Annotated in this window: 11 protein-coding genes and 1 riboswitch; of the genes, 3 read left to right on the top strand and 8 right to left on the bottom strand. The window is 70.0% G+C overall.

Translation table 11 applies throughout. From position 1 onward, the window contains the following. Nucleotides 1–179: 179 nt before the first annotated feature. The gene (locus tag DID98_RS11340) at nt 180–1,817 is read left to right on the top strand and encodes a hypothetical protein (RefSeq protein WP_124570702.1); all 1,638 of its coding nucleotides are present in this window, start codon (nt 180–182) and stop codon (nt 1,815–1,817) included. A gap of 165 nt (nt 1,818–1,982) precedes the next feature. Here the strand turns inward: DID98_RS11340 and lnt are convergent, their stop codons facing one another. The 8 genes from lnt to DID98_RS11305 all read right to left on the bottom strand — a co-directional run bounded on the left by lnt (nt 1,983) and on the right by DID98_RS11305 (nt 10,369). Then, complete coding sequence (gene lnt / locus DID98_RS11335; protein WP_124570701.1) at nt 1,983–3,674, bottom strand: apolipoprotein N-acyltransferase; 1,692 nt, start codon at nt 3,672–3,674, stop codon at nt 1,983–1,985. 52 nt (nt 3,675–3,726) lie between these two features. Next, the gene (locus tag DID98_RS11330) at nt 3,727–4,614 is read right to left on the bottom strand and encodes an HlyC/CorC family transporter (protein WP_044846806.1); all 888 of its coding nucleotides are present in this window, start codon (nt 4,612–4,614) and stop codon (nt 3,727–3,729) included. A gap of 287 nt (nt 4,615–4,901) precedes the next feature. After that, complete coding sequence (locus DID98_RS35785) at nt 4,902–5,051, bottom strand: hypothetical protein (protein ID WP_185500336.1); 150 nt, start codon at nt 5,049–5,051, stop codon at nt 4,902–4,904. 67 nt (nt 5,052–5,118) lie between these two features. Further along, entirely contained in the window at nt 5,119–5,751 is a 633-nt protein-coding gene (locus DID98_RS11325) for a gamma-glutamylcyclotransferase (RefSeq protein WP_044846805.1), read from the bottom strand. A 14-nt stretch (nt 5,752–5,765) separates the two neighbouring features. Then, nucleotides 5,766–6,551 (bottom strand): rRNA maturation RNase YbeY, encoded by a 786-nt coding sequence (gene ybeY, locus DID98_RS11320; RefSeq protein WP_124570700.1) that lies wholly within the window; start codon nt 6,549–6,551, stop codon nt 5,766–5,768. A 158-nt stretch (nt 6,552–6,709) separates the two neighbouring features. After that, nucleotides 6,710–7,756 carry a PhoH family protein gene (locus tag DID98_RS11315; RefSeq protein ID WP_124488629.1) on the bottom strand — a complete coding sequence of 349 codons (1,047 nt, stop codon included), beginning with the start codon at nt 7,754–7,756 and terminating at the stop codon, nt 6,710–6,712. A gap of 33 nt (nt 7,757–7,789) precedes the next feature. Further along, nucleotides 7,790–9,163 carry a tRNA (N6-isopentenyl adenosine(37)-C2)-methylthiotransferase MiaB gene (miaB, locus tag DID98_RS11310; protein WP_044846802.1) on the bottom strand — a complete coding sequence of 458 codons (1,374 nt, stop codon included), beginning with the start codon at nt 9,161–9,163 and terminating at the stop codon, nt 7,790–7,792. A gap of 273 nt (nt 9,164–9,436) precedes the next feature. Continuing rightward, nucleotides 9,437–10,369: a LysR family transcriptional regulator gene (locus tag DID98_RS11305; protein ID WP_044846801.1), complete on the bottom strand. Its 933-nt coding sequence runs from the start codon at nt 10,367–10,369 to the stop codon at nt 9,437–9,439. Between the two features lie 147 nt (nt 10,370–10,516). On the opposite strand from DID98_RS11305, the gene DID98_RS11300 reads away from it, so the two are divergent. Then, nucleotides 10,517–11,692, top strand: coding sequence for an MFS transporter (locus tag DID98_RS11300; RefSeq protein WP_124488631.1), 1,176 nt, complete (start codon nt 10,517–10,519; stop codon nt 11,690–11,692). A 217-nt stretch (nt 11,693–11,909) separates the two neighbouring features. Then, on the top strand, nt 11,910–12,593 hold the full coding sequence (locus tag DID98_RS11295) for a helix-turn-helix domain-containing protein (protein WP_044846799.1): 684 nt from the start codon (nt 11,910–11,912) through the stop codon (nt 12,591–12,593). A 189-nt stretch (nt 12,594–12,782) separates the two neighbouring features. Then, nucleotides 12,783–12,931: riboswitch (FMN riboswitch) on the top strand. Nucleotides 12,932–12,943 lie beyond the last annotated feature (12 nt).

Below are 12,943 nucleotides of genomic sequence, written 5' to 3'. Positions count from 1 at the left end.
GTTTCGGGCGAGCCGTGCGCGGCCTGTGCGCGGGTCGTCGATGCGCGCGGTGCGCTCGCGCGCGGTGTCGCGATGCGCTGCTCGCTCCGCCTGCCGCGTCGCTTTGCGCGGGCGTTAAGATGCGCGTATTGCGGCGCGCGCGACGCCTGCCGCGCGACCGATTGCCCACTCCGGACCGCATGGACGATTCGAACGACCTCCTCATTCCGCTGATGCCGCCGCTGCTTGCGCTGCTCGGGCAGGCCGCCGACGCGCACGCGCGCGGCGAGCGCGACTCGCATGCGCTCTGGCTCGCCGCCGCCGGCCATCTGCACGCCGTCGACATGGCCGCGCTCGCGCAGCTTACCGCGGCGCTCGTCGCACGGCAGCGTGGCGCCGACGCGCTCGCGCTGGCCGAATGCGCGCTGCGCGTGCATCCGGGCGCCGGCGCGAGTTTCAATCATGGCTATGCGCTGCAGATGCTCGGCCGTCACGCCGACGCCGTCGCGTCGTACCGCGCCGCCTATGCGCTCGATCCGGGCTGGCCGTCGCTGCGCAACAACCTGGCGATCGCGCTGCGGCTGTCGGGCGGCGACCGCAACGAAGAAATCGCGCTGCTCGACGCGGCCGTGGCGGCCGACCCGCACGACGTGCAGGTGTGGACCAACCTGGTCGTCGCGCGGCTGGCGACGCAGGACCTCGACGGCGCGCTCGCGTGCGCGGCGCGGCTCGCGGAGATCGCGCCCGACAATGCGCTCGCGCAGAACAACATCGCGATGGCGATGAAGGAGGCGCAACGCTGGGACGACGCCGAGTGCCATGCGGCGCGCGCGTGCGAGCTGGCGCCCGATGACGCGTCGTTCCGTTTCAACCTCGCGATCATCCAGCTCGTGCGCGGCAACTACGCGGCCGGCTGGCGCGGCCACGAGGCGCGCTGGGACGGCGCCGGCGAGCTGCGCGGCCGCCGGCCGGTGCTGCCCGGCCCGCGCTGGCACGGCGAGCCGCTCGCGGGCAAGACGCTGCTCGTCTGGGGCGAGCAGGGGCTCGGCGACGTGCTGCAGTTCGCGCGCTTCGTCGCGCCGCTCGCCGAGCGCGTGCACCGCGAGGGCGGCCGGCTCGCGTGGAACACGTTTCCGCAGGTGGGCACGCTGATGCGGCGCAGCCTCGGCGCGCACGCGGATGCATTCAGCGCGGGCGGCGGCGTCGACGCGCTGCCGGCGTTCGACTACGAAGTGCCGCTGATCGGCCTGCCGTTGATGCTCGGGATGGAGACGTCGACGCTCGGCGCGGCGGTGCCGTACCTGCATGCCGATCCGCGCGCGCGCGACGCATGGCGAGCGCGGCTCGCGGGCGACGGCCGGCTGAAGGTCGGGCTCGTATGGACGGGCAGCGCGGGGCACCAGCGCAATCCGTTGCGGCGCGTCGGGCTCGAGCGCTATGCCGATGCGTTGCGCGGTGTCGACGGCGTCGCGTTTTACTCGCTGCAGCCGGGCGCGGACGCGGATGTCGCCGCGGCGCGCGCGGCCGGTTTCGCGATCGAGGACTTCACCGGCGAACTCGAGAGTTTCGACGATACGGCCGCGTTCATCGGCGCGCTGGATCTGGTGATCACGGTGTGCACGTCGGTCGCGCACCTGTCGGGCGCGCTCGGCGCACGCACCTGGGTGCTGCTCGACGTGAATCCGCACTGGCCCTGGCTGCTCGAACGCACCGACAGCCCGTGGTATCCGACCGCGACGCTGTACCGGCAGCCGACGTTCGGCGCGTGGGCACCGGTGATGGAAGCGCTCGGGCGGGATCTGCGCGGCCTGGCCGCGGCCGCGCAGCGGCCGGCCTGAACGGCTGGCCGGCGCGACGTCGCGCGTCGTTGCTTCCTGCGCGCGGCTTGCCGGGGTGTCGTGCGGACTCGGCCTCGTGCGCCGAACGTCGGCGGGCGGGGCGGTCCGCATGCCGCATCGACGGCGGCGGCCGCGCCGCGCCGCGCGCGCCGGCCGCCCGATGCGTCAGGCGTTCCGGTCTCCGCCGGCCTTCGCGCCGTTGCCGCGGCGCAGGCCCGGCCCGAACGTGAAGCCGAACGCGAGCAGCACCAGCGACACCGCGAGCACGATGTTGTTGCCGCTCGTCACGTACGGCGTGAAGCCGCTCGTGCCTTCGATCCGCACATCGAGCGAGCCGATCGTAAACGGCTTGAGCTGACCGAGCACGCGGCCGCGCGCGTCGATCGCGGCGGTCATCCCGGTATTGGTCGAGCGCAGCATCGGCCGGCCCGTCTCGAGCGCGCGCATCCGCGCGATCTGCAGGTGCTGGTCGAGCGCGATCGTGTCGCCGAACCACGCGAGGTTCGTCACGTTGACGAGCACGCCGGGCGGCTGCGGATTGTCGCGGATCGTCGCGGCGATTTCCTCGCCGAACAAGTCCTCGTAGCAAATGTCGGCCATCACCGGCTGGTTGTGCACGAGGAACGGCTTCTGCACCGGCGCGCCGCGCGCGAAGTCGCCGAGCGGCATCTTCATCAGGTCGACGAACCACCGGAAGCCCCACGGGATGAACTCGCCGAAGGGCACGAGATGGTGCTTGTCGTAGTGATAGATGTCGCGCGAGTGCGGCGTTACGCCGTACAGGCTGTTCGTGTAGTCGATGTAGTGGCCGTCCGGCGTGACCGATGCGCCGACCGCGCCGAACAGCACGGCCGAGCCGGTCGTGTCGCTGAACTTGCGGATCGCGACGGCGAACGGTTCGGGCAGCTCCTGGATCATCACCGCGATCGCGGTCTCCGGCGTGACGATCAGGTCGGCCGGTTTCTCGACGATCATCTGCGTGTACATCTTGATCGCCGCGTCGATGCCTTCCTGCTCGAACTTGATGTCCTGCTTCACGTTGCCCTGCAGCAGCCGCACCGTGAGCGGCGCGTTCGCGGGCACGGTCCACGCGGCCTGCGACAGCGCGATGCCGGCCGCGACGAGCGCGACGGCGATGCCGGCCGGCGCGGCGATGCGCACGCGCGCGTTGCCGGCGGCGCTGTTTTCGGATGCGGGCGCCCGGCGCGCGGCGACGAGCGCCTGCACGACCAGCGCGGCGAACAGCGCGAGCACCCAGGCGATGCCGTACACGCCGACGACCGGCGCGAAGCCCGCGAACGGACCGTCGACCTGCGGATAGCCGCTCGCGAGCCACGGGAACCCGGTGAATACGGTGCCGCGCAGCCATTCGCCGAGCGCCCAGGCGCTCGCGAACGCGAACGCGCCGTGCCAGGTCGGCGAGAACGGCCGCGGATCGGGTTCGCGGCGATGCCATGCATGGCCCGCGCAGAACGACCAGAGCCCCGCCGAGAACGCCGGGTACAGCGACAGGTAGAGCGAGAACAGCACCAGCGCGCCGCCCGCGAGCGGTGCGGCCATCTCGCCGTACACGTGCATGCTGATGTAGAGCCACCAGATGCCGCTGATGAAGTTGCCGAAGCCGAACGCGCCGCCGGTGAGCGCGGCGCCGCGCCAGCTCGACGTGCGCGTCAGCTGCGCGAAAAACCAGACGAATACGACGAGCTGCAGCCAGCCGCCGTGCGGGGTCGGTGCGAAGCTGAGCGTATTGGCCGCGCCGGCGAGCAGCGCGGCCGGATAGTGCCAGCGCGGCAGCGTGCGGCCGGGCGCCGGCGCGAGAAGACCGCCAGCCGGGCGGGACGGGATCGGATCGTCCATGTGAAGCAAAAGAGGGCGAGCGGTTGAAGGAGACGCGACCGGCGCGAGACGGTCAGTCCTCGTGCGAGGTTTCGGCGCGGCGGCTCGCGAGGGGGTTGCGGCGCACCAGCAGCACGTGGACCTGGCGCGCATCGCCGCGCTGGATCTCGAACACGAGGTTGCCGAGCTGCAGCTTCTCGCCGCGGTGCGGCACGCGGCCGAAATGATGGGTGATCAGCCCGCCGATCGTGTCGACCTCGTCGTCGGGGAAGTCGGTGCCGAACGCCTCGTTGAACTGTTCGATCTCGGTGAGCGCGCGCACGCGGAAGCGGCCGTCGGGCCCCGAGATGATGTTGCCGGCTTCCTCGTCGAAGTCGTATTCGTCCTCGATGTCGCCGACGATCTGTTCGAGCACGTCCTCGATCGTGATCAGGCCCGCGACGCCGCCGTATTCGTCGACGACGATCGCGAGGTGGTTGCGGTTCACGCGGAAGTCGTGCAGCAGCACGTTCAGGCGCTTCGATTCGGGAATGAACACGGCGGGGCGCAGCATCCCGCGCACGTCGAATTCCTCTTCGGCGTAGAAGCGCAGCAGGTCCTTCGCGAGCAGCACGCCGATCACGTTGTCGCGGTTCTCCTCGTACACGGGGTAGCGCGAGTGCGCCTTCTCGAGGACGAACGGGATGAAGTCTTCAGGCTTGTCGGCGATGTTGATCGCGTCCATCTGCGCGCGCGGCACCATGATGTCGCGCGCGCACAGGTCGGACACCTGGAACACGCCTTCGATCATCGACAGCGAATCGGCGTCGATCAGGTTGCGTTCGTGGGCGTCCTGGAGGATTTCCAGCAGCTCGGACCGGGATTCCGGCTCGGGCGAGATGAAGTCGGTCAGGCGCTCGAGCAGCGAGCGCTTTTCTTGCGGTTTGTCGGTGAGCTTACGACTGGGATACGAATCGTTCATGGTGGTGCGCCCGGGTCATGCCGGGGCGCGCGGTCACGGAGTAGGCAAGGATACACCAAGGGCATGGCGCGGCCGTGTCACACCGGCCGTCCGGCCGGGGGCAGGCGGCGCGCGCGAGCCCCGCTCGGGAACGGCCGCGCCGGGCGCGACGCCGTCCTGTGTATCCATCCTATCTCAGAAAGGGGCGGCGGGGCACGGCGGCAAAAAAAGCGGAGGCGACCGGCCGGCCGGTCGGCGTCGGTGGCATTTCGTCGCGTGCAGGGCGGGCCGGGCGGGCGCTCGGACCCTCAGAAGCGCATGCCGGCGGAACAGCCGCCGGCGGCCGCGCCGTTGGTCGCGGCGCCGCCGCAACCGAACATGCCGCAGCCGGACAGCGCGACGCTCGTGGCGACGAGCAGCGCGGCCAGCATGACGCGCGATCTGCGTGACGGGTTCATCGGCGCGGATTCTCCTTCGAACGCACGGGGGCGGCGGCCGGTGTGGCGCAAGCCGGCCGGTCGGGCATCACCGGCATCGCGCGAGCAGCCCTTCCAGCGCGCGGTCGGGGATGCCGCTCGCGCGCAGCGCGTCCACGGTGCGGCTCACGTAGTCGAGCGTCGTGCCGTAGCGGCCGGCCGCGCAGCTGAACACTTCCTTCACGACGGGGTCGGTCAGCTTGCCGGTGTAGGTGGGCACGTCGCGGCGCATCACGAATGCCAGCGCGTTCACGCGTTCGCCGGTCTCGAGCGTGCACGGCAGCCACGCGGGCCGGTACGACCCCATCGGCATTTCGCGTTTCCACAACGTCTCGAGATGCGGCTGCGCAGTCGGGCCCGCGAGCCGGAACGCGATGCCCGAGCACGAGCCGCCGCGATCGAGCGCGAGCACGAGGCCCGGACGTTCGGGCGTGCCGCGGTTCACGCGCGACCACAGGTAGAGCCCGCGATGGTAGCCGTGCACCTTGCCGCGCACGGCGGCGACGGTCGGCAGCCCGGGGTTCCAGATCAGCGAGCCATAGCCGAACAGCCAGAGATCCTGCCGGCCGTCCCAGTCGCGCATCGTGTGCGCGAGCGACGCCGCGAGTTCGTCTTCCGTCAGCAGCCGTCCCTCGCCGATCGACGGCGGGTAGGCGGGCGGCAGCATCGCGGCGTGGTGCATGGTGCGGACGGCTTTTACTGGTACGGGTTCGGGAAGCCCAGCTTCGCGAGGATGTCGACTTCGAGCGCTTCCATTTCGGCGGCGTCCTCGTCGCTCGTCTCGTGATCGTAGCCCTGCGCGTGCAGCGCGCCGTGCACCAGCAGGTGCGCGTAATGGGCGATGAGCGGCTTGCCCTGTTCGTGCGCTTCCTTCTCGACGACCGGGCAGCACAGCACGAGGTCGCCGATCACGGTGCCGTCGGGCGCCGGGTCGTACGCGAAGGTCAGCACGTTGGTCGAGTAGTCCTTGTGGCGGTAGCCGGCGTTCAGCGTTTGGCCTTCTTCGTTGCCGACGAAGCGCACGGTGAGCTGCGCGTTCGCGAACAGCGCCGGCTCGAGCCATTCGGCGATCAGCTTGCGTTTCGGCAGCGTCTTGCGGATGTCGGCGGTGATCTCGTCACCGTACTGCACGGACAGGTCGAGCTCCAGCTCGCGCAGCTCGTCCGCCATTTCCGCGATTTCCTCGTCGCGCGGCGCGGGTTCGGCACCCACGTGCAGCGTCACGCTGTCGTAGTGCTCGGGCTGCAGCGCGAGCTTCGCGCGCATCGCCGGATCGTTGTGCTGCGCGACGATCGCGACGGCTGCCTCGCCCGAGCTGCCCGACAGGTCGAACATCAGGCTGCGGCCGTCCGGGAAGTCGATTCGAAGCCCTTGCGCGTTGACGGTCCGGGCCTTGCCCTTCGCATCGAACAGCGAAAGACGCGGGGAATCGGGCGCGGCGGACTGGTCGCGCCCGGACTTGCGAGAACGGGAAGATTTCATGACGGGTGCGGCGATTGGAACGCGTTGAGGATACACCAAACGGCCGATCGCTCCCGAATTCGAACCGGCCGCGCGCGGGCGAAAAAATGCCCGGCGCGCCGTCGGGCGGGCCGGGCTGGGGCCGTTGGTCGGCGCGGCGCGCGGGCGCCGCCGGCTTCCTACGCGTCCTTGTGCTGCGCGTGGAAGTCGTCGTACGCCTCGACGATGCGTGCGACGAGCGGATGGCGCACGACGTCGGCGCTCGTGAAGCGCGTGAGCGCGATGCCGCGCACGCCGCCGAGCACCTGCTGCGCCTCGACGAGGCCGCTCTTGTGCCCGCGCGGCAGGTCGACCTGGCTCGTGTCGCCGGTGACGACGGCCTTCGAGCCGAAACCGATCCGCGTGAGGAACATCTTCATCTGCTCGGGCGTCGTGTTCTGCGCCTCGTCGAGGATGATGAACGCGTGGTTCAGCGTGCGGCCGCGCATGTAGGCGAGCGGCGCGATCTCGATCATCTGGCGCTCGAACATCTTCGCGGTCTTGTCGAAGCCGAGCAGGTCGTACAGCGCGTCGTACAGCGGCCGCAGGTACGGGTCGACCTTCTGCGCGAGATCGCCCGGCAGGAAGCCGAGCCGCTCGCCGGCCTCGACGGCCGGGCGCGTCAGCACGATCCGCTTGACCTGGTCGCGCTCGAGCGCGTCGACCGCGCACGCGACCGCGAGGTAGGTCTTGCCGGTGCCGGCCGGCCCGATGCCGAACGTCACGTCGTGCTGCAGGATCTGCTTCAGGTATTCGCGCTGCGCGGGCGTGCGGCCGCGCAGGTCGGCGCGCCGCGTGTAGAGCTTCGGCGCGGGTTCTTCGTCCGGCATTTCCGCGTCGAGCTGCGCGACGGGCTCGTCGAACGGATGGTCCGGATCGCCGCGAAAGCGCACGTCGAGCGTGTCCTGGCGGCCGTTGCCGGACGTGTGGCGCACTTCGACCAGCGCGAGCTGGATATCGTCGACCGACAGCGGATCGCGCGCGCGGTTGTAGAAGTTCTCGAGCGCTGCGAGCGCGAGCTTCGCGCCGCGGCCGCGGATCGTGATCCGGTGGCCGCGCCGCGCGAGCGTGACGTCGAGCGCCTGTTCGATCTGCCGCAGGTTCTCGTCGAGCGGGCCGCAGAGGTTGGCGAGGCGCGCGTTGTCGTCGCGCGGCGCGGTGAATTCCAGTGCTTGGACGGTCTTCAAAGTAGCGTCGGGCTCCTGTGGAACGTCAGTCGGTCAGTGGGTGGCCGCGCTCGCGTCGTCGCTCACGAGCAGCAGCTCGCCGCGCAGCGAGTGCGGGTACGCATGGTTGATCTTCACGTCGATCATCTGGCCGATCAGGCGCGGGTGCGACGCGAGCGGCGCCGGGAAATTCACGACCCGGTTGTTCTCGGTGCGGCCCGACAGTTCGTTCGGGTCCTTGCGCGACGGGCCCTCGACGAGGATCCGCTCGACCTTCCCGACCATCGACTGGCTGATGCGCGCGACGTTTTCCTCGATGGTCGCCTGCAGATGTTGCAGGCGTTTGAGCTTGACCTCGCGCGGCGTGTCGTCGTGCAGGTTCGCGGCCGGCGTGCCGGGGCGCGGGCTGTAGATGAACGAGAAGCTGGTGTCGTAGCTCATCTCGTGCACGAGCGCCATCATCTTGTCGAAATCCTCTTCGGTCTCGCCGGGGAAGCCGACGATCATGTCGGTCGACAGCGACAGGTCCGGGCGGATCGCGCGCAGCTTGCGGATCACCGACTTGTATTCCAGCACCGTGTAGCCGCGCTTCATCGCCATCAGGATGCGGTCGGAGCCGTGCTGGACCGGCAGGTGCAGGTGGCTCACGAGCTTCGGCACCTTCGCGTAGGTGTCGATCAGGCGCTGCGTGAATTCCTTCGGATGCGAGGTCGTGTAGCGGATTCGCTCGATGCCGGGGATGTCGGCGACGTATTCGATCAGCGTCGCGAAATCGGCGATTTCGGACGAGCCGGCCGCCAGCGCGCCGCGGTAGGCGTTCACGTTCTGGCCGAGCAGCGTGACTTCGCGCACGCCCTGGTCGGCGAGGCCGGCCACTTCGGTCAGCACGTCGTCGAGCGGGCGCGACACTTCATCGCCGCGCGTGTACGGCACGACGCAGTAGCTGCAGTACTTCGAGCAGCCTTCCATGATCGACACGAACGCGCTCGGGCCCTCGACGCGCGCGGGCGGCAGGTGGTCGAACTTCTCGATTTCCGGGAACGAGATGTCGACCTGCGCGCGGCCGCTCTCGCGGCGCGCGTCGATCATCTGAGGCAGGCGGTGCAAGGTTTGCGGGCCGAACACGAGGTCGACGTACGGCGCGCGCGACACGATCGACGCGCCTTCCTGGCTGGCGACGCAGCCGCCGACGCCGATCAGCAGGCCCGGCTTCGCTTCCTTCAGCTCGCGCACGCGGCCGAGATCGGAGAACACCTTTTCCTGCGCCTTCTCACGCACCGAGCACGTGTTGAACAGGATGATGTCCGCGTCTTCCGGGGTATCGGTCTTTTCGAGGCCTTCGGCCGCATTGAGCACGTCCACCATCTTGTCCGAGTCGTACTCGTTCATCTGGCAGCCGAAGGTCTTTACGTAAACTTTCTTGGTCATGGGGATTCGCCGTTCGCAGTGGTTGACCTGGGGGCGTCGTCAAGGGTGAATCGGGACGGCTGCTGCGATGCAGCGGCGCGTGCCGGTGCCGCGTGGCGGACCGGGGCGCGCAGCGCGCGTCGGGCGAGCCTCTCGCGCAACGCGTGAACGCGTGAAAAGCCGTCGGGAAAGCCTTCCATTATAGCTTTACGCGCCGTGCCGGGCGGGCGGCGGGTTGCGGCCGCGCGACGCCTTTCGTTGCATTCCGACCCTGATATGGCGGCGCGGCGGCCGTCAGCGGCACGCGTTCAGCAGGTCGTCCAGCGCCGCTTCCTCGCGCGCGAAGCGTTCGGCGAGGAAGTCGAGCAGCACGCGCACGCGCGGCGCCATGTAGCGCTTGCTGTGATAGATCGCGTGCAGCGGCGCGTCCTGGTGCCGCCAGTCGGGCAGCAGCACGCGCAGCCGGCCGGCGCGCACGTCGTCGGCGATGTCCCACAGCGACTTCAGCGCGATGCCGTGGCCGCGCAGCGTCCATTCGCGGGTCAAGCCGCCGTCGTTGGTCTCGAACGCGGTCGACACCGGCACCGTGTGGGTCTGCACCTCGTCGCCGCGCGTGAAGCGCCACGTGTTCATCGGGCCCGACGCGATCGTGATCACGTTGCAGGGAAAGCGGGCCAGATCGTGCGGGTCGGCCGGCACGCCGTGGCGCTCGACGAACGACGGCGCCGCGCACAGCACGCGCCGGTTCGCGGCGAGCCGGCGCGCGATCAGCGCGCCGTCGGGCGGGGCGGCGAAGCGGATTGCGAGGTCGATCTCGTCCTGCCACAGGTTCGACGCCGAATCGGACGCCGTCAGCGAGAACGTGACGCCCGGGTGCAGCGTGGTGAATTCGTCGAGCCAGTCGAGCAGCTGGTTGCGGCCGAAATCGGACGTCGACGACAACCGCACCTTGCCGGCCACCACGTTGCGGCCTTCCTGCAGCAGCGCATGCGCGTCGTCGAGCGCCTGCAGCGCCTGCCGGCAGCAGTTCAGGTAGAGCCGGCCTTCGTCGGTGAGCCGCAGCTGCCGCGTGGAGCGCTCGAACAGCCGCGTCGCGACCTTCGCCTCGAGCTTCGCAAGGCGCGCGCTCGCGGCGGCCGGCGTGAGGTTCAGCTTGCGCCCGGCCGCGGACAGGCTGCCCAGTTCGGCCGCCTCGACGAACAGCCGGATGTCGCCCAGTCGATCCATCGGATTTTCCAGAAATTTTTGAAAATGGTTCAAATGCCACGCCAATTATCAAAGATAGGCGTATTCGGGACAATGCGCGCAGATCCCGCCTTTTGTGCGGTGCGGCACCGACCGGGCGCCGCGTCCGCCGCCCTTTCGGAGAACGTCATGCCCATTCCGCTCCTGGCGCTCGCGATCAGCGCCTTCGCCATCGGCACCACCGAATTCATCATCATGGGCCTGTTGCCCGAAGTCGCGCACGACCTCGCCGTGTCGCTGCCGTCGGCCGGGCTGCTGGTCACCGGCTACGCGCTCGGCGTCGCGGCCGGCGCGCCGCTGCTCGCGGTGCTGACGAGCCGCATGCCGCGCAAGGCCGCGCTGCAGCTGCTGATGGCGATCTTCATCGTCGGCAACGTGCTGTGCGCGACCGCGTCCGGCTACGCGATGCTGATGGTCGCGCGCGTCGTCACGTCGTTCGCGCACGGCTCGTTCTTCGGGATCGGCGCCGTGGTCGCCGCGTCGCTCGTGCCGGCCGACAAGCGCGCGAGCGCGATCGCGCTGATGTTCACGGGCCTCACGCTGTCGAACGTGCTCGGCGTGCCGTTCGGCACGTTCGTCGGCCAGCTGCTCGGCTGGCGCGCGTCGTTCTGGATCGTCGCCGCGCTCGGCGTGCTGTCGCTCGGCGGCGTCGCGCTGCTGGTGCCGAACCGCCACGACAGCGGGCCCGTCGGCCTCGGCCACGAAGTGCGCGTGCTGAAGGAGCCGCAGGTCTGGCTCGCGCTGCTGATGACCGTGCTCGGCTTCGGCGGCGTGTTCGTCGTGTTCACGTATATCGCGCCGATCCTCGAAACCGTCACCGGCTATTCGCCGCGCGCGGTCGCGTTGATCCTCGTGCTGTTCGGCGCGGGGCTGACGGTCGGCAACACGCTCGGCGGCAAGCTCGCCGATCGCGCGCTGATGCCGTCGCTGATCGCGATCCTGGTCGCGCTGATGGCCGTGATGGCCGTGTTCGCGAAGACGAGCCACCTGCCGGTCGCGGCCGCGGTGACCGTGTTCGTATGGGGAATCGCCGCGTTCGCGACGGTGCCGCCGCTGCAGGCGCGCGTCGTCGAGAAGGCCGCGAGCGCGCCGCATCTCGCGTCGACGTTGAACATCGGCGCGTTCAACGTCGGCAATGCGGCCGGCGCGTGGCTCGGCGGCCTCGCGCTGGGGCACGGCTTCGCGCTCGACGCGCTGCCGTGGGTCGCCGTCGCGGTGACGTTCGCGGCGCTCGTCGTCACGTGGCTCGCGATGCGGCTCGATGCGCGCGCGCCGGCGCGCGGCGCCGCACCGGCCGCGCATTGATGGTGCATCGGGCGGCGGTGCACCGGCGCTATGGCGACAGGAAAAGGTTCGCGAGAAACGCATTCCTCCGCGATGCTGATAACGGTGTGAAGATAACTTCGTTTGCCGGGTCGGGGCCGGGTGATAGCGTCTCGATACGCGCCGTTCGTGGCGCAACCCGATTCCGATTCAGGCTTACCCCATTCGCAGGGCCGCGCGGCGGCCCGGAGGCCATGCTATGTCTTCACCCCTTGCGCTGGTGCGCGACGTGTCTTCCTTCGAATCCGGCAATGCCGTCGACGCGCGGACGTCCGCGTCGCTCGACGTCCTCGAGCAGGTCGTCGGCGTGAACCTCGCGCGCCTGCGCGCCGAGCGGCAGCTGTCGCTCGATGCGCTCGCGCGGCTGTCCGGCGTGTCGCGCGCGATGCTCGCGCAGATCGAATCCGCGCGCAGCGTGCCGTCGATCAAGGTGCTCTGCAAGATCGCCGCGGCGCTCAAGGTATCGGTCGCCGCATTCCTGCGCCGTCACGCGGTGAACGGCTTCGAGCACCTGGCGGCCGAGCGCGCGGCGCGCGTCGTCAGCTCGAACGGCCGCTTCTCGGCGCGCGCGCTGTATCCGGAAGGCGAACCGGCCGCGGCCGAGTTCCACGAGCTGCGGATCGCGCCGCTGCACACGGAGCCCGGCACGCGCCGCGCGCCCGGCACGACGGTCAACCTGGTCGTCAGCGAGGGCACGCTCGAAGTCAGCGTGCACGATCGCCGCCAGTTGCTCGCGACCGGCGACGCAATCGTGTTCGACGCCGACCAGCCGTACAGCCTGCGCAATCCCGGCGACAGCGAGGCGCGCGCGTTCCGCGTGACGGTGAGCCCCGAGGTGCCGCCGCGCTGGCTCGTGCCCGACGCCGCGCACGCGGCCGGCTGAGCGCGCGGGCGGGTCGCCGGGCCGGCGCCGGTTCCATCGGGACGCGCGCAGGCCCGGTGTCGGCCGTTCGGACGATGCCGTTAGACGGCGTCGTCAGTAAGGTTTTAGGTGTGGTTCGCTGCGCGGTGCGCGCAGCTGATGTATGCTTGGCCGGCCGTTCCACGGGGAGATCCCCGTGGCCGGTAATCAGTGCGTCTTCAGGGCGGGGCGAAATTCCCCACCGGCGGTAGGCTGGCGAAAGCCGGCGAGCCCGCGAGCGCCCGCGCATATGCGCGGGGTCAGCAGATCTGGTCGAATGCCAGAGCCGACGGTCATAGTCCGGATGAGAGAAGATGTGCAGATAGTCATGT

It is taken from the genome of Burkholderia sp. Bp8984, assembly GCF_003853755.1.
Classification (GTDB): Bacteria; Pseudomonadota; Gammaproteobacteria; order Burkholderiales; family Burkholderiaceae; genus Burkholderia.
This window is presented reverse-complemented; position numbering and strand designations above follow the sequence as displayed.